This window comes from Kitasatospora sp. NPDC001664 (assembly GCF_053596675.1).
In genome coordinates, this window is sequence record NZ_JBSFGS010000017.1 from 159,659 (window position 1) to 185,181 (window position 25,523).

The 25,523-nt window shown below is 74.3% G+C and carries 20 protein-coding genes; 7 read left to right on the forward strand and 13 right to left on the reverse strand.

Features of this window, described 5'->3' with window-relative positions; genetic code table 11:
• Positions 1-30: 30 nt before the first annotated feature.
• The 3 genes from ACWCYY_RS24335 to ACWCYY_RS24345 form a co-directional block, all read right to left on the reverse strand.
• Entirely contained in the window at positions 31-2,748 is a 2,718-nt protein-coding gene (locus ACWCYY_RS24335) for an SdrD B-like domain-containing protein (protein WP_449797241.1), read from the reverse strand.
• A 457-nt stretch (positions 2,749-3,205) separates the two neighbouring features.
• Positions 3,206-4,402: an MFS transporter gene (locus ACWCYY_RS24340; protein WP_345288185.1), complete on the reverse strand. Its 1,197-nt coding sequence runs from the start codon at positions 4,400-4,402 to the stop codon at positions 3,206-3,208.
• A gap of 220 nt (positions 4,403-4,622) precedes the next feature.
• Positions 4,623-9,593 carry a DUF5979 domain-containing protein gene (locus ACWCYY_RS24345; protein WP_449797242.1) on the reverse strand — a complete coding sequence of 1,657 codons (4,971 nt, stop codon included), beginning with the start codon at positions 9,591-9,593 and terminating at the stop codon, positions 4,623-4,625.
• Positions 9,594-9,885: 292 nt separating this feature from the next.
• Between ACWCYY_RS24345 and ACWCYY_RS24350 the strand changes: the two genes are divergently transcribed.
• The 3 genes from ACWCYY_RS24350 (at position 9,886) to ACWCYY_RS24360 (ending at position 11,964) form a co-directional block, all read left to right on the forward strand.
• Positions 9,886-10,938 (forward strand): trypsin-like serine peptidase, encoded by a 1,053-nt coding sequence (locus tag ACWCYY_RS24350; RefSeq protein ID WP_449797243.1) that lies wholly within the window; start codon positions 9,886-9,888, stop codon positions 10,936-10,938.
• A gap of 70 nt (positions 10,939-11,008) precedes the next feature.
• Positions 11,009-11,434, forward strand: coding sequence for an NAD(+)--rifampin ADP-ribosyltransferase (gene arr, locus ACWCYY_RS24355; protein ID WP_449797244.1), 426 nt, complete (start codon positions 11,009-11,011; stop codon positions 11,432-11,434).
• Positions 11,435-11,547: 113 nt separating this feature from the next.
• Positions 11,548-11,964, forward strand: a complete 417-nt coding sequence (locus ACWCYY_RS24360; RefSeq protein ID WP_449797245.1) for a hypothetical protein — start codon at positions 11,548-11,550, stop codon at positions 11,962-11,964.
• A gap of 19 nt (positions 11,965-11,983) precedes the next feature.
• On the opposite strand, the gene ACWCYY_RS24365 is transcribed toward ACWCYY_RS24360, so the two are convergent.
• From ACWCYY_RS24365 to ACWCYY_RS24380, 4 genes are all read right to left on the reverse strand, one after another.
• On the reverse strand, positions 11,984-12,292 hold the full coding sequence (locus tag ACWCYY_RS24365) for a DUF7677 family protein (protein WP_345288194.1): 309 nt from the start codon (positions 12,290-12,292) through the stop codon (positions 11,984-11,986).
• A 7-nt stretch (positions 12,293-12,299) separates the two neighbouring features.
• The gene (locus ACWCYY_RS24370; RefSeq protein ID WP_449797246.1) at positions 12,300-13,004 is read right to left on the reverse strand and encodes an aspartate/glutamate racemase family protein; all 705 of its coding nucleotides are present in this window, start codon (positions 13,002-13,004) and stop codon (positions 12,300-12,302) included.
• The gene (locus ACWCYY_RS24375; RefSeq protein ID WP_449797247.1) at positions 13,001-13,630 is read right to left on the reverse strand and encodes a hypothetical protein; all 630 of its coding nucleotides are present in this window, start codon (positions 13,628-13,630) and stop codon (positions 13,001-13,003) included. Before ACWCYY_RS24375 ends, ACWCYY_RS24370 begins: the two co-directional genes overlap by 4 nt.
• Positions 13,631-13,753: 123 nt before the next feature.
• Positions 13,754-14,377 (reverse strand): TetR/AcrR family transcriptional regulator, encoded by a 624-nt coding sequence (locus ACWCYY_RS24380; protein WP_449797248.1) that lies wholly within the window; start codon positions 14,375-14,377, stop codon positions 13,754-13,756.
• A 102-nt stretch (positions 14,378-14,479) separates the two neighbouring features.
• Here ACWCYY_RS24380 and ACWCYY_RS24385 point away from each other — a divergent pair, with 102 nt between their 5' ends.
• Positions 14,480-15,463, forward strand: coding sequence for an alpha/beta fold hydrolase (locus tag ACWCYY_RS24385; RefSeq protein WP_345290727.1), 984 nt, complete (start codon positions 14,480-14,482; stop codon positions 15,461-15,463).
• Between the two features lie 15 nt (positions 15,464-15,478).
• Here ACWCYY_RS24385 and ACWCYY_RS24390 read toward each other — a convergent pair whose 3' ends face one another.
• Positions 15,479-16,684, reverse strand: coding sequence for an MFS transporter (locus tag ACWCYY_RS24390; protein ID WP_449797249.1), 1,206 nt, complete (start codon positions 16,682-16,684; stop codon positions 15,479-15,481).
• 100 nt (positions 16,685-16,784) lie between these two features.
• On the opposite strand from ACWCYY_RS24390, the gene ACWCYY_RS24395 reads away from it, so the two are divergent.
• Complete coding sequence (locus ACWCYY_RS24395) at positions 16,785-17,873, forward strand: DUF5937 family protein (protein WP_345290725.1); 1,089 nt, start codon at positions 16,785-16,787, stop codon at positions 17,871-17,873.
• 122 nt (positions 17,874-17,995) lie between these two features.
• Positions 17,996-19,576 (forward strand): aspartate:alanine exchanger family transporter, encoded by a 1,581-nt coding sequence (locus ACWCYY_RS24400; protein ID WP_449797250.1) that lies wholly within the window; start codon positions 17,996-17,998, stop codon positions 19,574-19,576.
• Positions 19,577-19,875: 299 nt separating this feature from the next.
• Here the strand turns inward: ACWCYY_RS24400 and ACWCYY_RS24405 are convergent, their stop codons facing one another.
• Both ACWCYY_RS24405 and ACWCYY_RS24410 read right to left on the reverse strand, forming a co-directional pair.
• On the reverse strand, positions 19,876-20,709 hold the full coding sequence (locus ACWCYY_RS24405) for an alpha/beta fold hydrolase (RefSeq protein WP_449797251.1): 834 nt from the start codon (positions 20,707-20,709) through the stop codon (positions 19,876-19,878).
• Between the two features lie 52 nt (positions 20,710-20,761).
• A complete protein-coding gene (locus ACWCYY_RS24410) occupies positions 20,762-21,556 on the reverse strand; it encodes a hypothetical protein (RefSeq protein ID WP_449797252.1) in 795 nt (264 codons plus the stop codon).
• Positions 21,557-21,710: 154 nt separating this feature from the next.
• On the opposite strand from ACWCYY_RS24410, the gene ACWCYY_RS24415 reads away from it, so the two are divergent.
• A complete protein-coding gene (locus tag ACWCYY_RS24415; RefSeq protein WP_449797253.1) occupies positions 21,711-22,667 on the forward strand; it encodes a hypothetical protein in 957 nt (318 codons plus the stop codon).
• Positions 22,668-22,713: 46 nt separating this feature from the next.
• Here the strand turns inward: ACWCYY_RS24415 and ACWCYY_RS24420 are convergent, their stop codons facing one another.
• The 3 genes from ACWCYY_RS24420 to ACWCYY_RS24430 are packed head-to-tail and all read right to left on the reverse strand — an operon-like array spanning position 22,714 to position 25,517.
• The gene (locus ACWCYY_RS24420; protein WP_449797254.1) at positions 22,714-23,400 is read right to left on the reverse strand and encodes a response regulator; all 687 of its coding nucleotides are present in this window, start codon (positions 23,398-23,400) and stop codon (positions 22,714-22,716) included.
• Positions 23,397-24,629, reverse strand: coding sequence for a sensor histidine kinase (locus ACWCYY_RS24425; protein WP_449797255.1), 1,233 nt, complete (start codon positions 24,627-24,629; stop codon positions 23,397-23,399). Before ACWCYY_RS24425 ends, ACWCYY_RS24420 begins: the two co-directional genes overlap by 4 nt.
• A 27-nt stretch (positions 24,630-24,656) precedes the next feature.
• Positions 24,657-25,517, reverse strand: coding sequence for a CPBP family intramembrane glutamic endopeptidase (locus ACWCYY_RS24430; RefSeq protein ID WP_449797256.1), 861 nt, complete (start codon positions 25,515-25,517; stop codon positions 24,657-24,659).
• Between the last annotated feature and the right edge of the window lie 6 nt (positions 25,518-25,523).

The following is a 25,523-nucleotide window of genomic DNA, read 5'->3' on the forward strand; positions in this document are numbered from 1 at the left end:
GCCCCGGTGTTCCGGGTGTCTGACGGGGTGTCAGCCGGTGCGGCGCTTCCTGAGCACCAGCAGGACCACCGTGCCGAGCACCACCAGCAGGCCGCCCGCGGCGACCAGGTACGGGGCGCTGCCGCCCCCGCCGGTGTTGGCCAGCGGCCCCGAGGGCTGCGGCACGGCCGGCGGTGGCGGGGTCGGGGTCGTGGTCGGACCGGGCGCGGGGACCTCCACCGAAGGCGTCGGGGTCGGGGTCGGCGTGGGCGTCGGGGTCGGCGGGATCAGGGTGTTGACCGCCGTGGTGGTGACGCCCGCGTCCAGGTGCTCCTCGTCCAGCACCACGGGCCCGAGGACCGGCTGGTCGGGAGCCCGGTAGCCCGGCGGCGGGCTGAGCTCCTGCCAGTAGTAACCGCCCAGGTCCGCCCGGCCGGTGCAGGTGCCGTCCGCCCCGGTGGTGCAGGGGCCGTCGACCTTGGTGTCCGGCTTTCCGCCGTCCGTCTGCAGACCTGCGGTGTCGTTGCTCTCCCGCCACAGCTGGAACACCGCACCGGGCAGCACCTTGCCGTCCGGGTCCTGCTTGACCAGGCGCAGCGCGCCGAGCTGACGCCGGAACCCGAAGTCGAAGCCGTGGTCGTTCTGCCCGGGACCGTCTGTGGTGAGCGCCCGCTCGACGTACGTGCCGCCCGGCGGGACGGTGCCGTCGGAGTCGGTCAGGCGGTTGTCGCCGACGTCCGCCGCCGTCGGCACCCAGTGGTGCAGCGGCCCGCCCACGGCGTAGTCCGCGGGGTTGTCGAGGCGGATGGTGTAGGCGGTCCTCGGCTTCAGCCCGCCGGTGACGTTGGTGTCGTCGAAGTAGTACTCGCCGCGCGCGGTGGTCGTGGTGCTGCCGACCTTCGTGCCGTCCGCGTCGTAGAGGTTCACCGTCGCGCCCACCACCGGCTTCTGCTGCGGCAGTTGGAGCCCGGAGCGCTCGGGGTCGTACCAGACCCGGTTGCCGATCTGCAGCGGCGCCCGGTCGCAGAGCACCTCCAGGTCGGCCATCGCGGCGCCCTTGCCGAACCGCGACCGGCCGTCGGACAGCTCCTGGCCGAAGCCCGGGTCCGGACCGCCGGTGCGCAGGGTGAACATGGTGCCCGCGCTGACGATGTTGTTGGCGACGTCGTAGCCGGAGGTGGCGACGGAGGTCTCCACCTTGGAGAGCGCCAGCCCCGCGAAGGCCGGGTACGGGTGGCCCCAGGGGTAGGGGCGGGGCTGGTCGAAGAAGTTCTTGTTGCGGACGGTCGCGCCGCAGCCCAGGTTGACGTCCAGCACGTACCGGGCGTCGGGCGAGGTGCCGGACCTGCAGGCCTTGTTGAGGTCGGCCGAGGCGAGCACCGAGACGAATCCGGGGGGCTGCGGCCCGCCCTCGGCGGGGAACGCGGCGGCCTGGTCGGCGTAGCGGTCGCGGAAGACCAGCAGCATCGAGCCGTCGGTCTCGAAGCCGATCTCGCCGAGCTCGGGCTCGGGGTGGACGTTGCAGACCTGCCCGGTGCCGGTGGTCGGCTGGGTGTCCGTCCACGGGTACCAGAAGTAGCCCGCGCAGCCGGTCGGGGTGCCCCGGTGGTCCAGCGGCTGGTCCAGCACGACCGTGCCGAAGGCACCCGTCGCCGGGTCGAACTGCCGCACCACGGCCCGCAGATCGCCGATCTTCTGGGTGGACTCGCCGGAGCAGACGCCGCCGAGGTAGCCGACGCCGTCCTGCACGCCGAGGCCGAACGGGCGCCAGTCCTCCGGCGAGGGGCAGTCCGCCGCCGGGATCGGGTAGACGCCCTTGGGTTCGGTGGCGGCCGGCGCGGTGGCGTCGTACCGGTAGAGCCTGCGGTCGGCCAGGTTGACCACGTACAGGTCGCGGCCGTCCTCGGTGAGCTTGAGCCCGCCGAGGCTCTCCCGGCCGACCGGGGCGAAGAAGCCCGGGTCGTCGGCGCCGGTGTGGGTGGTGGAGCCCGCGTCGGGGACGGTGGTGAAGAGCGAAGTCGCCTTGGTCACCGGGTCGGTGACGTACACGGCGCCCGGCCCGCCCGGGCCGTAGGCGGTGTTCCGCTTGGCGTGGGCGGAGCTGAACAGCCGCCGGTCCTCGCGGTTCCAGGCGATGCCGAAGACGTTCCCGGTGGTGGCGGCGGTGGAGACGTTCGTGACGTCCTTGTTCACCCCGCGCGAGCGGTACGGGAAGGTCAGCAGGGAGCGGCTGGTGCCCGGTTCGAGCGAGGCGGGCTGACAGGCGGTGGCCAGCGGCGCGTTCGCCTGGCAGTAGTCGGCGGGGTTCCACAGGCCGGTGGTGAAGGTGACCTGCCGGCCGGCCGAGAGGTCGACGAACTCCTCGTTGCTGCTGAGCGCGGTCGGTGCCCCCGTCAGCCCCGTCCGGGAGGCGAAGGCCGGGAAGAGCACGCCGGGCTTCGGGTTGACCACCTCGACCCGGTACCGGCCGCCGGTGCTCCCGGCCTCCGGCGTCAGCGTCACGGTGCCGTCGGCGGTGGTCACGGCGGTGCGCACCGCCCCGTCCGCCCCGGTCAGGGTGACCGTGACCCCCGCCAGCCCCGGCTCCAGCGCCGGGCTCCACGTCCCGTCGTCGTCGACGGCCCGGACCACCCGGACCGTCACCGACCCGTCCGCGTCGGCCGGCGAGGCCGGCGGCGCCGCCACGGTGGTCGCCGTGGTCACGGTGGCGAACGCGGCCACCAGGGCTGCGGCCCGGCCGGCCGCCCGGCGCCCGGCCCTCTTCGGCACGGGTGCTCTCGTCTGCTGCGGTATCTGCCTCATAACCTGCTCTCGCTGGTCGGGAAGGCGCGCCGGGCCGGGCCCGGCACATCACCTGAATGGTGTCGCGTACGCACCATTCGGCCGATCGTAAGCGGAAGCAGGACATCCGGCAGGTGGTGGAGGGAAACTGACGGTTCGTCAGGAAGCACGCCCGGTGGTTCGTGTGCACCGGGTGCGCCCCCGGCGTGCTCTCCTCAGCCCCTGATGTCCACGTGCACGTTGAAGCGCACGGTCACCACGGTCACGAAGACGTTGCCCCGCACCTTGCGGGTGGCCAGGGTCTTGCCGACCGCCCCCTTGCCCTTGCCCTTGGCGTCCTTGTCCTCGGCCTCCAGGGACTCGAAGCGGGAGAACGGCGAGGCGGCGAGCCGGCCCGAGGGGGTGCCGAGGCGCGTCCACTCCGCTTCGGCGGGCTGGCGCTCCGTCAGGAGGGCGCGTCCGCGCGGACGGAGCGCATCCGGACCGCCGCGTAGACGCAGCCCGCCAGGGCCAGGTCGGAGAGCAGCATGAAGCCGATCGAGTAGCTGCCCTTCTCGCTGTACACCGCCCCCATCACCAGCGGCGGCACGAAGCCGCCCAGCCCGCCGACCGCGCCCACGATGCCGGTCACGCTGCCCACCTGGCCCACCGGCGTGACCTGCGCGACCAGCGCGAAGACCGCGCCGCTGCTGGTCGACAGGCCGGCCGCCATCAGCAGGAAGGCGATCGTGCCGACCGGGCTGAGCTCCGGGTCGAAGGCCTGGACGATCGCGAAGAGCGCGGTCAGCGCCAGCGACCAGGCGGTCACCACGGCCGGGTGGACCCGGTCCGACAGCCAACCGCCGAACGGGCGGAACACCACCGTCACCAGGGCGAAGCCGGCCGCCTTGGCCCCCGCGTCGGTGGCCGAGAGGTGGTACCAGGTCTTGAGGTAGGTCGGCAGGTAGACCCCGAAGGCGACGATCCCGCCGAAGCCGATCGCGTACAGCGCCGAGAGCTCCCAGGTCACCCGCAGCCGGCCGGCCGCCGCCAGCCGCGCGGGCAGCGGGGCGGTCGGCACCACCCGGTCCGGCCGGTCGCGCAGGAACAGCAGGGCCAGCACCACGTAGACCGCGAGGGCCACCGCCATCACCGTGAACGGCAGGGCCTCGCCGTGCTTCCACAGCCGCGGCGTGACGTACCCGGACAGGGCCACCCCGCCCATCCCCATGCCGAACACGCCGACGCCCAGGCCGCGCTTGTGCGGCGGGAACCAGGAGTTCACCAGCGGCACGCCGATCGCGAAGGTGGTCCCGCCCAGGCCGAGCAGGAAGCCCACCGCCAGCAGCGCCCCGTAGGAGCTCTTGGCCGGGATCAGCAGCAGCACGGGAAGGATCGTCAGCCCCGACACCAGCGGGAACATCAGCCGCGCCCCGTACCGGTCGGTCAGCGCGCCGACCGGCACCCGGCCCAGCGAGCCGACCAGCACCGGCACCGCCACCAGCAGCGACTGGGCGAACGAGGACATGTGCAGGGTCCTGTCGAACTCCCCGGCCAGCGGCGCGATCAGGTTCCAGGCCCAGAAGGTCAGCGTGAAGCCGACCGTGGCCACCACCAGGTTCACGTACGCGGCCCGGGGCACCCGCTGCTCCGCCGTGCTCACAGGGCCACTCCCGCTCTCGGTCCACTTGCCTGACGCCCCATCACAGCAGCGGCCCCCCACCGGGGCGTGCAGGCGCCGCGCCCGCGCCCGCCCGTTCGGACCAGCCGCGTCATCCCTCCGGGTGGGCTCCTTCCCGAGGGCGTCCGGCAGCCGGCGCACCGACGGCCGCCGCCCGGTGGAGGTTCCACCGGGCGGCGGCCGTGGGTCGTGCGGGTCTCCGTCAGCCGCGGCGGCGGGCGGTCCGCCAGAGGGTGAAGCCGGCCAGCAGGAGGGTGGCGGCCAGGACAGAGCCGAGCAGGGCCGCTCCGGTGCCGGTGGCGGGGAGGTCACCGGCGGGCGGGGCGGGGGCCGGGAAGGTGTTGACGACCTCCACCGAGGCGTTGCCGGCGACGGTGACGGTGCCGTCGGTGCCGCCGTCCGAGGCGGTGAAGGACACCGTCGCGCCGTCCGGTGCCTCCGGCTCGGTGACGGTGCACTCGGCGCCCTCGGGCACGGTGACGGTGCGGCTCTGACCGTCCGTCAGGGCGAAGGAGCGGTCCTCGGCCGACAGCGGCACCCGGCCGGCCGCGGTGGTGCAGGCCAGGCCGAGGGTGTACGGGCCCGCGGGGCCGTTGACCACCGTCTTGCGGACGGTCAGCCGGGCGGCCGGGAAGGTGTTGGTGACGGTGATGGTGGCGGTGGAGTCCGCCGTGATCACCACCGGGTCCTCGGCCGTGCCGTGGTCGACCACGGCCTCGGCGGCCGCGCCGGTGTCGATCTCCTCGGCCCAGCAGCGGGAGTTGACCGGCAGCGGGGAGATCACCACGGGCTGACCGGCGGTCAGCTCGTAGGTGTGGTGGAGCACCAGGCCCCCGGCGGCCCCGGCGGCGTCGGGCAGGGCGCAGGAGACCTTCACCCGGAAGGTGAGCCCGGCGGCGTAGCCCGCGGCCTCGCCGGTGAGCTGCTTGGCCAGGGTGAGCGCGCCGAACTCGAAGTCGTTGGTCACGGTGGCGGTCTGCACCGACGGGGTGCCGAGGCCCGGGGTGATGGTCACGGTGACCGGAGCGGAGGCCGGGTGGTCGGCCTGGCCACCCCGGGCGGAGGTCTCCCAGACCCGGCAGACGGTGCCGGCCGGGAGGTGATCGACCGTCACCGGGGCGTCCACGGTGACCCGGTAGTCCTGGTCCACGACGGTCCGGGCCGGGTTGCCCTGCGGCTGCAGGGTGCAGGTGACGTGGAAGGGGAACGGCACCTTCGACATCAGCGGGCCGAGCGCGGCGGGGTACGTGCCGAGGGCCTTGGCCAGCTTCAGCGCGCCGTAGCCGAGGGCGACGCCGACCTGGACGGGCTCGTTGGGCTGGAGCACCCGGTCGGTGCCGGCCCGGTCGGTGGTCTCGTTGTGCGCGTAGGAGTTCCAGGCGATGGTCGGGTCGCCGTTGTGCGCCACGTCCAGCGGGGTGTCCATGGCGTAGGTGACGTCCACCGTTCCGCCGGGGGCCAGGGTGGGGGAGAAGGCCAGGTCGAGGCGGAGGCCGACGGCCTGCGGGCCGAAGGGGTCGTCCCAGGTGGTGGCGGGGCAGCGGGCCGCCGAGGAGCCGGCGCCGCCCATCTTCAGGTCGTCGCTGCAGAGCGGCTCGGTGTTCTCGTAGGCGGCCGTCATGCTGCCCGGGCCGGTCAGCCGCGGGGCGGTGGCCAGCGTCGGGCGGTGGTCCCAGGCCGTGTTGCGGGGCTGGTCCAGCAGGACGCCGCGGTCGCCCTGGACCGGGAAGCGGTCGACGATCCGCATCGCCTTGGCCGGTTCGGTGCCCGCGTTCTGAAGGCGCATCAGGTACTGGTAGCGGTCACCGGGGTTGACCAGGGCGATGCAGAGGGTGGAGGTGTAGCGGCGGCCGTCGGCGTCGGTGGTGGCCAGGCAGCCCTCGCCGCCGACCGGGACGGCGGTACCGGTCTGGACGTTGTACCAGCCGAGCGCGTCGTTGCCGGACACCCACTTGCGGGCGCTGAAGGCGGCGCCCGACTTGGCGCTGAGGGTGGCCGAGGCGGTGCAGTACAGCCCGGAGCCGAAGGCGCCGTCCCGGTCGCCCGGCCCGTCGCAGGCCAGCGCCGGGTCCGAGGAGGTGGCGCCCATGGTGTTGGTGACGGTCTGTCCGGCGTCGATGCCCGGCTCCAGGGTGACGTGGAACTCGATGGTGAAGGTCGCCCCGGGGGCCAGCACCCAGGGGGTGCCGTCGGCGTTCTTCGAGAAGTCCCAGGTCAGGGCGGAGACCCGGCTGCCGCTGGTGGTCTCGGTGAAGACCGGCGTGGGCACCGGCGCCGTGCCGGCCGGGACCTGGGCGTCCGTCACCTTGAAGGGCTTGCCGCCGTCGCCCTGGAAGGTGTCGAGGAAGGCGATGCCCGGCGGCAGGGCGTCCTTGACCACCAGGCCCGGGACGTTGGCGGTGCCGGTGTTGGCGACCTTGAGGTAGAACGGGGCGTCCTCACCGGGGGCGAGCACGGTGTTCGGGGTCTTGCTGACGGCGAGCACCGGGTTGCCCTTGACCAGCTTGAGGGTGGCGGTCACGGGGGAGATGGCGGCGGGCTGCCCGTCCGTCTCCAGCTTGGTGAGGTAGCTGCCGCTGACGGTGTCCTCCAGCTGGTCCGGGACGGGGCCGCCGGTGGAGCGCAGCGCCGGGCGCGGGCTGACGTCCAGGTGCAGGACGCCCGCGCAGCTGTCGCCGCCGCAGGGGGTGAGGGTGTAGCCGTCGTTGAAGGTGCTGGTCGAGGACCAGGTGGCCCGGACCCCGGTCACGTCGGCGGCGTTCACCCCGGCGGGGAGCGCGGCCGAGCCGGCCGGGGTGCCGTTCACCCAGGCGCCGTTGACGAAGGCGTCGACCTGGACCCGGTCCGCCCCGGCGGGCATCTTGTTCGAGGTGATGGCGGTCAGGTCGACGGCGTCGAAGAAGTCCGCGTCCTGGTCGGTGACCTGGAGGGTCTTGGCCGACATGTTGCCGGTGTTGACCACGGTGAGGGCCACGTCCGCGTGCTGACGCTCCAGCCCGGGGACGTACTGGGGGAGCTGGCCGGGGCTGATCGACTTGTTGAGCGAGGCCGAGTCGGAGGCCGGGCCGGTGTTCATCGAGGAGGAGCAGAGCGGATCGCCCGAGGTGTAGCCGGAGTCCGCGGTGAGCGTGAAGCAGTTGCTGAAGGTGGTGCCGTCCGGTGTGCCCGGGCGGCGCTCGGCCACCACGTCGACGGTGAAGCCGCCCCCGGGCGGGATCTCGCCGGGGTAGGCGACCCGGATCGCGGTGGCCCGGTGGAGCAGCGCGGTGTCGGCGGCGGAGTAGGCCACCCAGCCGCCGGCCCCGGCGTTGGCGGTCGGGTCCCAGACCTGGACGGTGGCGCCGGAGGTGCTCGGGTTCAGCGTCACCGAGTCGATCTGCAGGGTGCTGAAGGGGGTGCCCTTGCTGAAGTCGGGCGTGCCGTCGGGCTTGGCGGGCGGGTCGGTGAGCACGGGGTTGACCATCGGGATGTTGCCGTTGTTGCGCACCGTCAGGTGCATGGTGAACGGCTGGCCCGGCGGGATGTCGGTCTGGTCGGTGGACTTGCTGCCGCCGGTGGAGGAGCGCGGGTCCTCGACGGTGAGGGCCTGGCAGGCCCGGCCGGTGGCGGTGCCGCTGCCGTCGGTGCGGCCCGCGTCCCCGGCGAAGGCGGCGCAGTCGTTCAGCTGACCGGCCGTCACCCCCGGGGCCAGCGGGCCGTGCAGGTCGAGCCCGGCGTCGGCGCCCGGCGCGATGGACGGGTTCCCGTCGGCGTCGGTCCCGGTGTAGGTGACCTCGACGCCGGTGACGGTGGTGCCGGCCTTGGCCACGTCCACGGTGGTGTCGGCGGTGTAGGTGGTGGTGCTGCTGGTGCCGTCCGCGTAACGGACCGTCAGGGTGGCCTGGGTGGCGCCGTCCGGGAAGCGCAGCCGCACCTGCTGGACCTGGACCTTGGCGAAGTCGGCCTCGGTGCCCGGCTGCGGCTCGGTGACGGTGACGGACTTCACCGGGAACGGGGAGGCGTTGGTGACGTCGACCATCGCGGTCACGGGCGAGCCCTCACCGGCCACGGCGTGCTCGTCGCTCTGCTGGGTGAAGTCGCCGTTGGTGTCCGGGAAGAACTTCTTGGTGCCGGTGAGCACCAGCACGTCGGGGAGGATGTCGTACGGGGCGCAGGCGGCCGTGCCGGTGGCCGTCCCGGCGACCGGGTCCTGGGCGGAGGGGGTGGCGCAGTTGGAGACCGTCACCTTGTCGGTGGGGCGCAGCGGTTGCCCGGTGGAGCGGGTGGTGTCGCGCAGCTTCAGGCCGACCGTGACGGTGCCGCCGTCCGGGTCGTAGGGCAGCGGATCGCCGTTGCTGTTGGTGAAGGTGACCGAGAAGCCGGTGACGTCCCCGGGTGCGACGCCCGCCGGCAGCGGCAGCGGCCCGGGAGCGCTGATCGACGGGCCGGTGACGGTGGCGCCGGAGGCGGTGGTCACGGTCAGGGCCGCCCGGTCCGCCCCGGCCGGGAAGGCGGTGACGGTGGCGGACTCGAAGTCGAAGTACTCGAAGGTCTGCTGGCCGGTGTCGGAGACGGTCAGGCTGCTCACCTGGGCGGAGGAGCTGGAGTTGTTGCGGACCCCGAGGGTGAGCGTGCTCTCCTCGCCGCTGCCCGCGACCGCCGAGCCGTCCGTCCAGCTCTTGGTGGCCACCGGCTTGACGACGCGGGGGATGGAGACGGTGACGTCGTCCGAGGCGGAGGCGGGATCGGCGTTGTCCGCCTTCACGTCGGCGGTGTTGGTCAGCACGGTGCCGTCGGCCAGCTGGGTGTCGGCCGGGACGCGCATGCCGACCTCGACGCTACCGGCCTGGCCGGCCCGCAGGCCGGTGGTGTCGGCGGGGTTCTGCAGCGGCTGCTTGTAGACCACGGTCAGCAGGCGGGTGCCGGCGTCGTAGGTGACGTCCCGGGTGCTGGTGGACTTCGGAAGGCTGGTCACCTCCAGACCGGCCGGGAGGGTGTCCGTGACGGTGAAGTGGACGCAGTCCACGGTCAGGCCGGAGCACTGGCCGGCCAGGGTGTAGGTGAACTCGTCACCGGGCTGGAGGGGGCGGCCCGAGGGGTCGTGGATCTTGGTGATGCCGACCGAGCTGAGCGCGTCCGCCGCCGAGGCGAGCGGGAGGAGGGTGCCGGCCGATCCCAGGAGCAGGCCGAGCACCAGCGCGATCCGTAGCGGCGGGCGGAGTGGGCGGCGTCCCGGTCGGGGCGTCGGGCATTCCTCCTGATCAACGACAAATACGATCAGAACGGTAGGCGGTGACGCTGCGTCAACCGCCGAGGTGGGGGCGTGTGTCCCGCCGAGTGCGGCCGAACGGGTCGGGCGTCCGACGCGTCCGACGGTTCGTCACCGGGGCTGGGCTGCCGGGCCGTTACGCGATCATGACCCGCTCGCCGGGTGGCTGAGATCCGGTCGAGGCCGGACCCTGACACTCCCGGCCTACGTTCTCCGCATGTCGACCAACACCCGAACCCGTACCGCCCCCGGCCGCAGGGCCGCAGCCGCCGGGGCACTGCTGATCACCGCCGCCACCGCCGTGGCGCTGCCGCCGGCCGCTTTCGCCGCCACGGCCGGCGGCAGCGGCCTCAGCGTGCACACCGGCGCCACCACCGCCCCGGAACGCGCGCGGATCGACGCCTACTGGACCCCGGACCGGATGCGGCTGGCCGGGGCCCTCATCCCGGAGATCACCCCCGTGCCGGAGGACGACCACACCCCCGCCGACCCGAGGCCGCTGCCCGCCGACACCCCCGACCCCGGCGCCGTGTGGACCCACGGCGGCGCCGTGGAGCGCAGCGTCGGCCGGCTCTTCTTCACCTTCTCCGACGGCTACGACGGCAGCTGCACCGCCACGGTGGTCACCGCCCCGAACCGCTCCACCGTCGTCACCGCCGCGCACTGCCTGCGCGGTGCCGGTCCGTCGGCCGCCGCCGACACCTGGCGGCACAACCTGTACTTCGTCCCCGGCTACCGCAACGGCGGCAAGCCGCTCGGCGGCTTCAGCGTCGCCGTCATGGCGACGTCGAGCGCCTGGGACACCGCCGCCACCTCCGACGAGGCGGCCCTGGGCGGTCACGACGCCGCGACGGCGGTGCTCAACCGCTCCGCCGACGGACGCCGGGTCGCGGACGTCACCGGCAGCCAGCGGATCGCCTTCTCCCCGCCGAGGGAAGGCGAGTTCACGCACGCCTTCGGCTACCCCAAGGACCGGCTGAACAACCCGGAGGGCAAGTACACCGGCTCCCGCATGATCCACTGCGCCGGCCCCGTCCGCACCTCCCCGGCCGCGCCCCCGCTCCGCGGCACCACCTGCGACATGTCGCACGGCGCCAGCGGCGGCCCGCAGTTCGCCGCCTTCGACACCCGCACCGGCACCGGCACCGTCGTCGGGGTCACCACCACGACGGAGGAGCTCGCCGGCGGCCTCCCCGGCACGCTCTACGCCACCCGCTTCGGCGACGCGGCCCGCCAGCTCTACGACTGGGCGCGTTACCTGCCGTCCTGACGGCCCGTCGGGGGTGCGGTGTGCTGGAATGGGCAGTGTCCTGAAGGTCGAGGCGTGAGGCGGGTGCGGCGTGAACGAGCCGGTCAGGTGGGGCAGCGGGGACCCGGGCCCGTTCTTCCACGGCACCAAGGCGGTCGTGGCGGTCGGCGGGCTGCTGGAGCCCGGGTACGGCTCCAACTACGGCAAGGGCGAGAAGGCCAACTTCGTCTACCTGAGCGCCACCCTGAACGCCGCCGTCTGGGGCGCGGAGCTCGCCGCGGGGGAGGAGCGGGGACGGATCTACGTCGTCGAACCGACCGGCGCGTTCGAGGACGACCCGAACCTGACGGACCGGAAGTTCCCCGGCAACCCGACCCGCTCCTACCGCTCCCGGCAGCCCCTGCGCGTGGTCGCGGAGCTCCGGGAGTGGCAGGGCCACTCGGAGGAGGAGCTGCGGCAGATGCACGACCACCTGGCGGCGCTGAAGGCCCGGGGCATCGAGGCCATCAACGAGTGAACTCCCGTCCCTCGGGGGGAGTGCGGTGGCTGTGTCGGACGTTGGATCGCAGGGATGGAAACGATTGAGCTGGTGCGCGTGCCGTGACCAGCGAATGATCAGGGGGGCAACCGTTGGACGATGAGCAGAGTTTCCACCGTTACGGGCTCCGTCCCGTCGGCGCCGACCTCGACGAGATCCGTTCAGTGCTCAGAGAGCACACGAGGCTTGAGCGACACTCCCAGGGCTACGGCGACACCGAACTGATGAAGCTCTGCTGTGTCCAACTGTTCAACAGCGGCGGCATCGACGATGTGCTTCTCGTCTGGAGCGCGAAGCGGGCCAGCTTCGACGCGGGCTGCTCGATCGACATCGAGCTCCTGCTCGGGCACGGGCTCGATGCGACGAAGGAGTACCTTTCGGCGCACCCGGAGCCTTCTGCCGCGGAGGCGCTGGACCGACTGTCCAAGCTCGAGGCCGACGGCGCGTTCGAGGGTTTCTCGGTCGAGGAGCGCTCGGCTCTCTACGACATGTACTACAGGGGCTACTGAATCGTTCGAGTCCGGTCACTCATGGTCCGTGGAGTTCGGTCTCCCAGGCCTGGAACGGCGGCTCCACCTGGTACGTCGGGTCGCAGAAGCCGCGAATCCACTGCGCTGCGCGGTACTGGGCATCTCCGTCGTTGAGCACGTTTCCATCGGAGTCGATCTCCAGCACGTTGCTGTAGACGGCGAAGACCTGCTCCAACGGAGAGCCGAACCGGAACAGAGCCGGCCGGTAGTCGAATCCGTCGAGCAGGTCCACGTCGACAGTGCCGTTGGCCAGGTAGAACGCGAAGAACCGAAGGGAAGCACGCAGATCGACAGGTAGATGTCCCATCGGGGGATCATGCCTCGTGGGGCGGCCAGAGGGCGGCCGACACGGCGGCTTCGGCGTGGAGGCGGGTGGTGGGGAAGACCGGGACGGGGCTGTCGTCCTCGCTGACGAGGAGTTCGATCTCGGTGCAGCCGAGGATGACGCCCTCGGCTCCGGAGGCCACCAGGTCGGCGATGACGTGTCGGTAGGCGGCGCGGGACTCCTCGCGGACCAGGCCGAGGCAGAGCCCCTCGTAGATGACCCGGTGGACCAGGGCGCGTCCGGGTGCGTCCGGGACCAGGACGTCGAGGCCGTGGGCGGCGAGCCGGTCGCGGTAGAAGTCCTGCTCCATGGTGAAGGCCGTGCCGAGGAGGCCGACCCGCCGCACGCCGGCCGCTAGCACCGCCGCCGCGGTGGCGTCGGCGAGGTGCAGCAGCGGGATGTCGACCGCCTGCGCGACCCGGTCGGCGACCTTGTGCATGGTGTTGGTGCAGATCAGCAGGAGCTCGGCCCCGGCGGCCTCCACCGACTTGGCGGCTGCGGCGAGCAGGTCGCCTGCCGCGCCCCAGTCGCCGGCCACCTGTAGGCGCTCGACCTCGGCGAAGTCCACCGAGTGGAGCACGCACTTGGCGGAGTGCAGCCCGCCGAGCCGCTCCCGGGTCAGTTCGTTGAGCAGTCGGTAGTACTCCGCCGTCGATTCCCAGCTCATTCCGCCGAGCAGCCCGATCGTCTTCACCGGTCCACTCTTTCACGCCGCGTCAGGCGGCTCCGCAGCGGCTGGGCGAGGTGCAGGCCGAGGACGGGGGAGGCGAGGGCCACGGCGGCCAGTGCGGCGTTCCGGAGGGTGGTGTCGGGCGCCCCGGGGACGGGGCCCAGGCGGGCGGGGACGGGGCCGTCGGGGTCGAGGGTGAGGAGCACCTCGGTGCCGGGGTCCGGCGCGGCGGAGGCGAAGCCGACGCGTACCCCGTCGACCCGTGTCCCGTCGTCGAGGCGGACGTCCACCGCGCGGGAGTCGCCGTCGCGGTTCACCTGGACGCTCACCACCACGCCGTGGGCGGCCCGTCCGCGCTCGTGCAGGACGTGCGCCTGGGCCGTCTGCACGGTGGTCCACTGGAAGAGCAGCCAGCCGGCCGCGAAGAGGAGGAACGCTCCCAGGGTCAGGCGCCATCGCCACGGGGGCAGGCGGCCGGCGCTGAACAGGAGCAGGACGAGCAGGAGGGGGACGGCGGCCAGCATGAGGCCCTCGTTGAGCTGGTCGGCGTGTGCCCAGCGGCCGACGAGCCAGACCGAGGAGCGCCCCAGCAGCAGCACGCCTCCTGTGATGCCGGCCGCCGCCAGGGCTGCCGCGAACACCGCCACCATCGGGCGATCCTGGCCGTTGCGCACTGCCCCCACCCCCCTTTGCCGCCGGGTTTCCAGGATGTGCGGGCCGGACGGCCGGGACAAGAGCCCGTTCCTCTCGGGGAGTTCGTCGTGCCGGGCCTGTCAGGCCGGGGGCGGGGTGAGGCGGGCGGAGAGGCCGGTGAAGTAGCTGCGGTGCAGGGCCGGGAGGTCGATGTGCTCGGGGTCGAGGAGCCAGAGGAGGTGGGCGCCCTCGAGGAAGGCGGCGGTCTCGGCGGCGAGGGTGGCCGGGTCGAGGTCGGGGCGGGCGGTGCCGTCGGCTGCGGCGCGGGCGAAGGCGGCGGCCAGGTGGGAGCGCAGGGCCCGGCCCCGGTCGCGGAACCAGTCGTGCAGGGCGGTGCCGGGGGTCAGGTTCTCGGCGGTCAGCGTGGTGTGGAGGGCCGTCAGTTCGCGTTCGGTGGCGGCGGTGTGCTCGGCGTCGCGGACGAACCAGGCGAAGGCCTGCTCCAGGGTGGGCTCGGCCTCGGGGGCGGCGCCGAGCCGGGCGAGCGCCCGCCGGTCGGCCTCGGCGAGGACCGCCCGGACCAGGCCGTCCTTGCTCCCGAAGTGGTGGATCAGGGCGGAGGCGGTGCTGCCGGCGCGCTCCGCGACCGCGGCCAGGCCGGTGCCGCGCACGCCCTGACGGCCGAAGAGTTCGAGGGCGGCGTCGACCATCGCCCGGCGCCGTTCGACGCCCCGCTGCTGCACCTGCCCCTTGACCCCGGCCACGGTGCTCAGCCTGCCGTGGCCGGGGCGGTGGTGTCCAACTCCCGGGGGCCTGCGCGGAAAAGCCGTGGCGCGGACGCCTGATCGCCATTATGTTGAACGACCATGCAGGAAAATGAGACCTACGATCCGACCGGCCGTCAACTGACCGTCCCCGTCGACGGTCTGGAGCTGTGGGCGGAGGAGTTCGGCGCCGAGGGCGACCCGGTGGTGCTGCTGGTGATGGGCGCGCAGGCCCAGGGCGTCCAGTGGAACGACGGACTGGTGGCCCGGCTGGTGGCCGGCGGCCTGCGGGTGATCCGCTACGACCACCGGGACACCGGCCGCTCCTCGGTGGTCGACTTCGCCGCCCGCCCCTACACCGTCCGCGACCTCGCCACCGACGCGCTCGCCGTGCTGGACGCCGTCGGCGCCCGCCGGGCCCACGTGGTGGGCGCCTCCCTCGGCGGGGTGATCGCGCAGCGGCTGGCCGTCTCCGATCCGGAGCGGGTGCTCAGCCTCACCGTGCTCTCCTCCCAGCCGCTGGGCACCGACACGGCGGCCGCCCTGGCCCGGATGCTGGCGGGCGAGCAGCCGGCGGCGGACGAACTGCCGCTCCCCACGCCGGAGCTGATGGCCGCTCTGATGGCCTCGCTGCCGGACCCGGCGGCCGGGCCGGAGGGGTACCTGGCGGCGCGGATGCCGCTGTGGCGGGTGCTGCACGGCCCGGAGCTGCCGTTCGACCCGGCGGAGTACGAGGCGATGGAGCGCCTGGTGTACGCGCGGGCCCGCGACCTGCGGGCCGGGCTGAACCACACCCTGGCCGGTGCGGCCGGGAGCGGGGAGACCGGCGAACTGGCCGGGATCTCCGCACCGACGCTGGTGCTGCACGGCACCCGGGACCCGATGTTCCCGCCCGCGCACGCCCGGGCCACCGCCGAGGCGATCCCCGGGGCGCGGCTGGTGCTGGTCGAAGGGCTGGGCCACAGCCTGCCGAGGGCGCTGGACGCCCGGCTGGCGGCGGAGGTGCTGGCGCACGTACGGGCGGTACCGGAGCGGCAGCAGCACGTACGGCCGCCGGAGGCGCCCGCGCACCGCGGGGCCGGCTGACGGGAGGTCAGGCCGCTACGCGCGGCCGCGTTCGCGCCAGACGGCGGCCGAGGCTCCGGCCGTGCCGGCGGCCAGGGTGCCCCAGAGGGCGGCGGGGCCGTGGGCCGCCAGGGCGGTGATCGCGGCGGGGGAGACGGCCAGGCCGAAGCCGGTGGAGAGTTGGAAGCGGGCCAGCGCGCGGCCCAGCAGGGCGGGCGGGGCGAGTGCGGTGACCAGGGCGGTCGAGCTGCCGGCGTAGAGGATCTCGCCGAGGGTGAAGGGCACCGAGACCAGGGCGACCGCCGCCGGCCCGAGGCCGGTGGCGAACAGGAAGCCGAGGTAGCCGAGGGCCAGCACCACGCCGGAGGCGGCCATGACGGTGCCGCGCGACCAGCGGGCGCTCCAGGTGGTCACCGGCACCTGGAGCGTCACGACCAGCACGGTGTTGGCGACGAACACCGCCGCCGCCCAGGTCGGCGAGGCGTGCAGCTGCTCCACCAGCACCAGCGGCACCGCGATCTCCGGCACGTTCAGGCAGAACACGTACAGCACGTTGGCCCCCAGCAGCGCGCCGAGCCGCGGCGCCGGCCCGGCCCCGGGCGCGTCCTGACGCACCGTCGGATCCGCGGCCACCCGCACCGACCAGGCCAGCCCGGCCGCGGCCAGGTACCCGACCCCGGAGGCGACCGCCAGTACCCGGAGCCCGCCCGGCCCGGCGGCCATCGCGCCCGCCGCCAGCAGGGCCCCCACCCCGAGCCCGGCGTTGCGCACCGACCGGGCGCCCGCCAGCGCCGCGTCGCGCAGCCGCCCCTCGCTGACGGTGGCCACCAGCGCGGCGTGCGCGGCCGGCCAGGACTGGTTGCCGACGCCCAACAGCAGCGCCGCCAGGGTGAACGGCCCGGTGCCCGCCCCGGCCGGCGCGGCCAGCAGCACCACCACCCCCGCGACCCGCACCAGCATCGAGGCGGCGACCGCCGTGCTGCGCGCGCCCCGGTCGAGCCAGCGGCCCAGCGGAGGCAGGCAGGCCAGACCCGCCACGATGCCGACCGTCATCGCCAGACCGGCGGTCGTGGCGGACAGGCCCAGCACGGTGATCCCGTACAGGAGCAGGAACGGGCGCAGCAGGCCGGTGCCCAGGGCGTCCACGGCCAGGGCGGCGGCGTAGCGCGGTCCGCCGCCGGCGGCGGTCAGTTGACGGAGGGTGAGGGAGGGGCGGGCGGACGGAGGTGCGGTGGTGGTCATGGCGGACACCGTGCGCCCGGGCCGCGGCGGCGGTCACGTCGGTTGACGATTTCCGTCAACCCGCGGCACCTCCCCGCCCGCGACCAGGGAGGATGACCGAGTGACCCTGCGCATCGACCTCACCGGCACCCCCAGCGGCCGGATCCGCTTCGCCGTCTCCCCGCTGGCCGAACTCACCGCGATGCTGCACGTGCTGGCCGCCCCCGACCACCATCCGCACCTGGCCGGCTGGGCGGCCGGGGTGCGCGGCGCGTTGCGGCCCGAACTCGCCGAGCGGCTGCACGAGGCCGAGTTCCTCTGGCGCTCCTCACGTGCCGACTTCCTCGTCCCGGCCCGGCCCCGGGCCACCCTCGCCGAGGAGCTGGACGAGGTCGACCTGATCGACGACGACCGCTACGCCCACTCCGCCCTGGTCACCACCTGCGGCAGCAACCGGCTGCAGTTCGCGGGCCGCTCGCCGCTGCGCGACCCCGAGGCCCGGGCCGAGGCACTGGGCCGTGCCCAGGCCCGGGGCGCGGCCCAGGAGGCGTTCGCGGAGCGGCTGTTGACCGACCCGGCGGTGGTCCGGGCCCGGGTGCGGGAGACGCTGGAGCGGTGCGGCGAGGCATTCTTCGACGCCGCCTGGCCCGGCACCGTCCCCCGGCTCGCCGAGGACGCCCGGGTCAAGGCCGAACTGCTGCGCCGGCAGGGCCTCGGGGCGGCGATGACCGCCGTCAACGGCGCGATCACCGTGGGAGCCGAGGGCCGTTCGCTGGTCCTGGACAAGCTCCAGGACAGCGCCGCCGAGGCCGGGCCGGCCGGCGTCACCTTCCTCCCCACGCTCTACGGCCACCCCCACCTGGTCGTGGTGTACGCACCGGGATGGCAGCCCGTGGTCCAGTACCCCGCCGCCGCCCGGCCCGAGGAGGGCGGCCCCGTCCCGCTGGAGACCGTCCGCCTGCGACTGGACGCCCTCGCCCACCCGGTACGGCTCCGGCTGGTCCGCACCCTGGCCCGCGGCCCGCACACCACCGGCGAACTGGCCCGCGCCTGGGAGCTGACGGACCCGGAGGTCTCCCGCCACCTCGCGGTGCTGCGCCGCGCGGGCCTGCTCTCCTCCCGCCGCCAAGGGCGCTACGTGCTCTACAGCCTCGACCTGGCGGCCACCACCTCGCTGGGGGCGGACCTGCTGGCGGGGGTGCTGCGCTGACGCCCTGTCAGGACGGGTCGGGTCCTGAGGGCCCCGTCAGGGCCCCTGGCAGGGCGACCGGGTTGCGCCGAATGCCGCACGGGACTTGGTGACCGGGCGGGGGCTGTGGCTGAGTGGGCGTCATGTGGCAGTTCTTCGCCGACAACCCCTGGGTGACGCTCTTCGCCGTGATCGCGCTGGGCTCGCTGCTCGGTCTGGCACGGCTCGGGCCGGTCCGCCTCGGCGCAGCCGGAGTGCTCTTCGCGGGCCTGCTGGTCGGCGCCCTGGACCCGGACATCGGCCGCGCCGTGCCCGCAGGGGTGTCCGTCCTCGGTCTGGCCCTGTACGTCTACACCGTCGGACTGGAGTCCGGCCCGGCGTTCTTCCGCGAGCTGAGGCCGCAACTGGCCGTCATGGCCGGGGCGGTGATCGCCCTGGTCGTCACCGCCGTCGCGGTCGGCCTGCTGGGCAACAAGGTCTTCGGCATCAGCGGCCCGTACCTGGCCGGCGGCTACGCGGGCATCGGCACCACCACCCCCGGTCTGGCGGCCGCGCAGGCGGCCTCTTCGGACCCCGCGCAGCCGGCCGTAGGCTACGCCATCGGCTACCCGTTGGCGGTGGTCGTCACCATCCTGTTCGTCGCGGGCCTCGCCACCGTCCGCAGCTGGCCGGGGCGCCGCGACCCGGGCGAGGACCTGCCGCGCCGCCTGGTCACGGTGACGGTCGCGGTCCGGCACGACCTGCGGTGGGCGGAGGTCCCCGGCGTGGCGCAGGGCCGGCTGCTGGCCAGCGTCGTCCGCCGCCCGGGCGGGACGCCCGAGGTGGCGCACCACCTCGACCGACTGACGCCCGGCGACCTGGTGGTCGTGGTCGGCGGCCCCGACCAGGTCGCGGCCGCCGTCACCGCACTCGGCGAGAAGGCCGGCGAACACCTGCTGGACCGCCGCGACCTGGTCGACTACCGGCGCGTCCTGCTGACCAACCCCGACCTGGCCGGCCGCACGGTGGCCGAGCTCGGCCTGGAGGAGCGCTTCGGCGCGCTCGTCTCCCGGGTACGGCGCGGGGACCAGGAGCTGCTGGCCCGCGCCGATCTGCTGCTCCAACTGGACGACCGGGTACGGGTGGTGATGCCGCGGGAGCGCTCGGCGGAGGTCGGCGCCTTCCTGGGGGACACCGAGGCCAAGGTGAGCGAGGTCAGCGCCGTCAGTCTCGGCATCGGGCTCGCCCTCGGCTTCCTGATCGGCATCCCGAGCCTGACCGTCGGCGCCACCACTCTCTCCCTCGGCCCGGCGGCGGGCCCGCTGGTGATGGCCATGGTCCTGGGCCGGCTCCGCCGCACGGGCCCGCTGGTCTGGACCCTGCCCACCCGGGCCAACCTGACCCTGCGCCAGATCGGCCTGCTGCTCTTCCTGGCGTGCGTGGGCCTGACCTCGGGCTACGCGTTCCGGCGGAACGCGTTCTCGCTGTTCGGGCTGAAGCTGCTGGTGGTGCTGCTGATCGGCGCACTGCTGAGCTACGCGCTGATGGTGCTGGTGGCCCGCCTCCTGGGCCAGAGCCGGCCCCGGACGATGGGCCTGCTGGCCGGCTACGTCGGGAACCCGGCGATCACCGCCTACGCCAACACCCGGGTCTCGGACGCGCGGGTGAACACGGGGTACTCGACGCTGTTCGCGCTGGCGATCCTCGTCAAGATCGTCTGCATCCAGCTCATCGTCGGCCTGTAGGGCGAAGGGGATCGTCCCACGGATGTAGACCCACGGTCGGACGTCAGGGCGGACCGGGCGTGAGAGCGTCCTCGTGTGCCCACGGACCGTCTGTGGGACGAGCTTTGACGAGCTGTCACCTCACGGGGGCGTTTCCGACGTGCGATCTCTCCACTCCACCGACCAGGCGAACACCACCACGCGCCGACGCCTGCTGGCGGGCGCGCCGGCCGCCGGGGCGGCACTGCCGCTCACGGCCGTGGCCGGCCCTGCCCGGGCCGTTCGCGATGCGACGGACGGCCCGGGCGGCGGGCGGGGCGTCAGCGGTCCAGCAGCCAGGCGAGCAGGGCGGGGGTGGCGTCGAAGTGCCCGGCGTGGCCCGCGTCCTGCTGGAGGGTCAGGGCCGCGGTGGGCATCCGGGCGGCGAGCCAGTGGGCATGGGCGGGCGGCACCAGGGTGTCCAGTCCGCCGTGCCAGAGCCGTACCGGGGCGATGACCTCGGCGGGGTCGAAGCCCCACGGGGTGCCGAACAGGGCGCGGACGTCGTCCACCCAGCCGTCCAGCCCCGGCCGGACCGCCTCCGCGAACGCCGGGCCGAGCATCGCACCGACCTCGGGCCGTGCGAGCACCGCCCGCTCGACCTCGGGCATCGGCGGCAGTCCGGCCGTACCGGCCTGGGTCAGGTGGGCCAGCACCGCCTGACGGTCCGTCACGGCGACGTGTGCGCTGCGGGTGTTGCCCTCGTTCATCCCGTCGGTCCAGTCGAGGTCCGCGGCGTCGCGCGGTGCGAGGCTCGCGAGCGTGCCCACCCTGGTCACGCGTTCGGGGTGGCGGGCGGCGAAGGCGAGCGCGTGCGGGCCGCCCCCGGAGACGCCGAACACCGGGAAGCGGTCCAGCCCCAGGTGGTCGCCGATGGCGGCCACGTCGGCCGCGGCGTCGACCACCCGACGCTCCGGCTGCGGGGTGGAGCAGCCGAAACCGGGGCGGTCGTAGGTGATGAGCCGTATGCCCAGCCGTTCGAACAGCGAGTCGTCGGGATGCCGTGCGAGCCGGCTCATCGGGCTGCCGTGCAGGTAGACGACGGGGGTGCCGCCCGGCACGCCCCACTCTTCGACGGCGAGCGTCCGGCCGTCCTCGGTGATCACTTCGTACATGGTGGTCAAGCTAGTTCGCGTCGGCGGGCGAGGGCCAAGGCTTTTCGTCCGGTCAGCCCCGCCGGGAGTTCCCGTCTGAACGCCCGCCGCCGGAGGGGCGCCTGAGCGCGAGCAGCGCGGCGATGCCGACCAGCAGTGCCCCGACGGCACTGATCCACGGCGGTGCCCCGCCGGAGTCGTCGCGCGAGGGAGGGGGCGGCGCGGCGTCGGAGGCCGTGGCCCGGGCGGACGGGGGAGCGGCGGTCTGGGGCGTCGGTCCCGCCGTGACGGTCACCGTGACCGTGGGGACCGGCGTGGCCTCGGCGGTGCCGCCCGGGCGCACCGGGGCGGTGGCCGACGTGCCGCCGGAGAGGGGAGGCACGGTGGCCGTCACCGTGACGGTGGGAGCAACGGGAGTGGGGGCCACGGCGGGTGACGACCCCTGCGAGGCCGTGGGCGCGGCGGCCGTCGTGGGCGCGGGCGGTGCCGGGGCGCGGTCGGTCGAGTCGTGGGCGTAGAGCACCCCGGTCCACAGGAGCAGCTCGACGGTCGCCAGCACGAGGGCACCGAAGGCACCCGGCACCACGAGCCCCCCGTCGGAGCGCTCCAGCCCCGTGAACAGGGCGCCCAGGCAGACCAGCAGGGCGGCGCCGACCAGGAACTCCAGCGCGGTGCGCCCACCCATGGGCCAGGCCACTGCGAGCACGATGCCGTCGAGGACGGCGAAGGCGAGCGCCACGACCCCGGCGAGGATCTCGAACCCCGCGACGTCCGCAGGATCGTCGACCGCCTCCACGAGCCCTGCGAGACCCCACAGGAGGCTGAACGCGGCGACGAACTGAGCGACTACGACGAGCCCGATCTCCACCCACCCCATGAGCCCCGTCGTAGGTTTGAAATTCCTTGAGGAGAGCGGAACTTGATGGTTCGTCACCGTCGCGTCCCGGGTCGAGCGGACTGTGTCGGTGGCGGGTGTGGGTGATCGGGCACCGGGGGGTGGCCTCCGCTGCTAGCCTGCGGCCATGTCCCGCGTTGCCAAGGACGCCGACCAGGTGCTGTGTGCGGTGGCGTCGAGAGTTGCCCGAACCGGTTCGCCGGTGGTGGTGCTCGCCGAGATCAGGCCGGGGTTGGGCCTGTCCGACGAACGGTTCGCGTCCGCCGTGGCGTACTGCCGCGAGCGGAGCCGCTTGGGCCCGGTCGACGCTCACGGCCGTGGCACGGTCGCCCTGATCCGGGCCGGCCGGCTGCGGGCGCTCCGGCTGGAGGACGCCGCGAAGCCGCCCGGGCGGCGGGCCTGGGAGTTCCGGGAGGAGCTGCTGCGGTGGCTGGCCGACCAGGAGCGGGCGGGCGGTGCCGTCCTCGACCGCCTCCGGGTCGAGGGTGGTCCCAAGGGTACGGTCAAGCGGCAGTTCGGCCCGAAGATCGACTGGGCCGTGGTGGAGCTGGCGTACCAGGACCTGGCCGAGCGCGGTCTGGTCACCGTGGGACCCCGTCAGGTGGACCCGGGCGCGGGGACCGTGCGGGTGGGGCTGACGCTGACGGCGAGCGGCCGTGACCTCGCCTTCTCCGACCGTTCCCTGGACGACTTCCTGACCTCCCGTCAACCCCTTGGGGCGAGCAGCATGAGCATCGAGAACGCGGCCTTCTTCAGCGGGCCGGTGACCGGATCGGCGGTGGCCGTCGGCACCCGCAACACCGCGACGGCGACGGGGAACCGGGTCGGCGCGGACGTGGCCGAGCTGGTCGAGGCGCTGCGCGCCCTGCGGCCCCGGCTCGCACTCGATCCGGAGACGGCCGGCGACTTCGACCACGAGGTCGGCGTGCTGGAGCGCGCGGGTGACGACCCGTCCGCGGCCGGGCGGTCCTGGCGGTCGATCCGCCGGATGCTCCCCGCCACCCTGGCGGCCGGGAGCACCCCGGGGGTCCAGCAGGCGCTCGAAGGCGCGATCTCGCTCGGCACCACGCTGTTCGGCGGGTGAGCTCCCCGGGGACCTGGTGCGGCGGGGCCGAGCGGCGGCGGGGCGGTCACGACGGGTGGGTGGCCAGTCCGGTGCGGTGGGCCAGGACGACGGCCTGGACCCGGTCGCGGAGGCCGAGCTTGGCCAGGATGCGCGAGACGTAGGTCTTGACGGTCTCCGGGGTGATGAAGAGCGCCGCCGCGATCTCGGCGTTCGACCGGCCGAGGGCGACCTGCTGGAACACCTCCAGCTCACGCGGGGTCAGGGCCTCGGCGACCGCGTCGCGTTCGGCGTTCGCGGGGCGGAGGTGTTCGGCGAAGTGGCCGATCAGGTGGCGGGTGACGGCGGGGGCGAGCAGGGCGTCGCCCGCGGCCACCGTCCTGACGCCGGCGACGAGTTCGGCCGTGGGGGAGTCCTTGAGCAGGAAGCCGCTCGCCCCGGCCTTGAGCGCCTGGTAGACGTACGCGTCGACGTTGAAGGTCGTGACGACCAGCACCTTCGGCGGCTCCTGGGCGTCGGGGCCGGCCAGCTGCCGGGTGGCCTGGATGCCGTCCAACAGGGGCATGCGGATGTCCATGACCACCACGTCGGGGCGCTGCTCACGGGCGATCCGGACGGCCTCGTGTCCGTTCGCGGCCTCTCCGACGATCTCCATGTCGGGCTGTGCGGAGAAGATGGTGGCGTAGCCGGTCCGGACCAGTGCCTGGTCGTCGCAGACGAGGACGCGGATCGGCCGGGGCGGCGTGCCGTTCACGGAGCCTCCCCGGTCGGGGCCGGGAGCGGGATCGTGGCGCGGACCCTGAACCCGCCTTCGGGCCGCGGCCCGGCCTCCAGGCTGCCGTCGAGCAGCCGGACCCGGGTGCGCAGGCCGTCCAGGCCGCGGCCGCCCGAGCCCGTGCCGGGTGTCCGCCGGGCGGGTCCGCCCGGCGCTGTCTCGGTGGTGACCTCGACCTCGGTGTGCCGCTCGCCGTGCCGCAGCAGGACCCGGGTCGGCACGCCGGCCGCGTGCTTGACCGCGTTGGTGAGCGCCTCCTGGACCACCCGGTAGGCGGCCAGCTCCGACTCGGCGCTCCCGGGGCGGTGTTCGCCGTGCTCGGTGAACTCGACGGGTTGCCCGGTGCGGCGGGTCTGGTCGACGAGGTCGGCCAGCCGGCCGGGGGCGGGTGCGGGGCTCGTGGGCGCGAGGTCCAGGGCGTCGGTCGCGCCGGTCGCTTCCAGTACGCCGAGCAGGTGCCGGAGGTCGGCGAGGGCACGGCGACCGGTGTCGCTGACGGCGGTCAGGGCCTCGCCGAGGCGCTCGGGGGCGGAGGCGGGCAGGTACTGGGCGGCGTCGGCCTGGATCACCATGGCGGTGACGTGGTGGGTCACCACGTCGTGCAACTCCCGGGCGATCCGGGCCCGTTCGTCGGCGGCCGCCACCTCGGCGGCGAGCGTCCGCCGTTCCGCCTCGCGGGCGCGTCGTCCACGCACCCCGCTCCCCAGCAGCCAGAAGGCGGCCAGGGCCGCGTAGAAGGCGAGGTAGTCCGCCGGCCCCTGCGGCGAGCCGAGGTGGTGGAGGACGGCGGCGAGGACGGCGTAGGCGGCGCTCGACGCGGCGGCCAGGTACGGGCGTCGACGGACCTGATGGGCGCCGGCGGAGTACAGGGCCAGGTACAGGCCGGTGCTCGCGAAGGTGGTGGGGAAGCCCAGCGCCTGGTGTGCGGCGAAGGCGCCCGCGATGACGGCCAGGGCACCCGCCGGCCGCCGGCGGCGGGCCGCCAGCGGCAGGGCCTGCGCCAGGACCAGGGCCAGGCTCAGCGCGTTCTCGGGCCGTGGCGGCAGGTCGCCGATCTGGGCGCCGATCCGGGACAGGTTCGGCGCCAGCGCGAGCAGGACCAGGGCCAGGGCCAGGGCGCCGTCCTGGGCGCGGGCGCCGCACGCCCGCCACCGCTCGCGGAGGCCCCGCAACAGCGGTGGCGTCCAGTGCCCCTGAGGGAGTGTCACGTCCGGTTCCTCCAAGTACGGCCGGCGTCAGCCGGCGGTCCGGGCCCGGGTCCTGGGCCGGGGCGCGATCCCGCCGGCCCGGCGGGCCCGGCGCAGCATCGGGGCGGCGAGGGCCGCGCCGAGGAGAACGGGCAGGATCGACGCTTCCAGGCCGAAACCGCCCCCGGTCAGCAGGACGGGGCCGTGGACGTCGACGGTGAACAGGCCCTCCGGGGTGTGGCCGGAGACCGGGATGCCGAGCAGCTGTTCGGCTGCGTTCCAGGTGAAGTGCAACCCGGCGGCGAACCAGATGCTACGACGCCACAGGAACGCGGCCCCCAGCAGGACCCCCGCCTCCACGGCGATCGCCACGGCGCTCCACGGGGTGGCCTCCTCGGCGCCGAGGTGGGCGACGCCGAAGAACAGCGCGGTGACCGCGATCGCGACCCGGCTGCCCCACAGCTCTTCCAGGGCCTGGAGCGCGAGACCGCGGAACAGCAACTCCTCGGTCACCGCGCCGCTGAGCTGGACGGCGAACGCCGTCCACAGGACCGGGGCGAGACCGTGGCCGGCCCAGGAGAAGGAGTAGCCGCCGAAGGCGGTGAGCAGGAGCACGGGGAGCAGGATGAACCCCAGCCCGATGGCGCCGCCGAACAGCAGCTCACGGCCGGCTCCGCGCCGGGCGATCTCGGGGACGGGGCGTCCTGCGACCCGGCGCATCACCCACCGGTAGACGGCCAGCGCGGCGGCCGCGCCGAGCAGCGGCACCGGGCCGGGGCCGTCCGCGGTCGGGGCCGAGACCAGACCGACGCCGATCACGCCGGTCACCATCCAGCCGAGTGGTGAGCGCACCAGCCGGCCGAACCGGCCGGAGGGGGCGTCGAGTTGGGTGGCGGGCTTCGTGTCCATGGGGTC

Excerpts from the sequence above, each read along its gene's own strand:
- ACWCYY_RS24390 (WP_449797249.1), bottom strand. The coding sequence starts at position 16,684 with ATGACCACCACCGCACCTCCGTCCGCCCGCCCCTCCCTCACCCTCCGT.
- ACWCYY_RS24415 (WP_449797253.1), top strand. The coding sequence starts at position 21,711 with ATGTCCCGCGTTGCCAAGGACGCCGACCAGGTGCTGTGTGCGGTGGCG.
- ACWCYY_RS24385 (WP_345290727.1), top strand. The coding sequence starts at position 14,480 with ATGCAGGAAAATGAGACCTACGATCCGACCGGCCGTCAACTGACCGTC.
- ACWCYY_RS24405 (WP_449797251.1), bottom strand. The coding sequence starts at position 20,709 with ATGTACGAAGTGATCACCGAGGACGGCCGGACGCTCGCCGTCGAAGAG.
- ACWCYY_RS24430 (WP_449797256.1), bottom strand. The coding sequence starts at position 25,517 with ATGGACACGAAGCCCGCCACCCAACTCGACGCCCCCTCCGGCCGGTTC.
- ACWCYY_RS24365 (WP_345288194.1), bottom strand. The coding sequence starts at position 12,292 with ATGGGACATCTACCTGTCGATCTGCGTGCTTCCCTTCGGTTCTTCGCG.
- ACWCYY_RS24375 (WP_449797247.1), bottom strand. The coding sequence starts at position 13,630 with ATGGTGGCGGTGTTCGCGGCAGCCCTGGCGGCGGCCGGCATCACAGGA.
- ACWCYY_RS24350 (WP_449797243.1), top strand. The coding sequence starts at position 9,886 with ATGTCGACCAACACCCGAACCCGTACCGCCCCCGGCCGCAGGGCCGCA.
- ACWCYY_RS24400 (WP_449797250.1), top strand. The coding sequence starts at position 17,996 with ATGTGGCAGTTCTTCGCCGACAACCCCTGGGTGACGCTCTTCGCCGTG.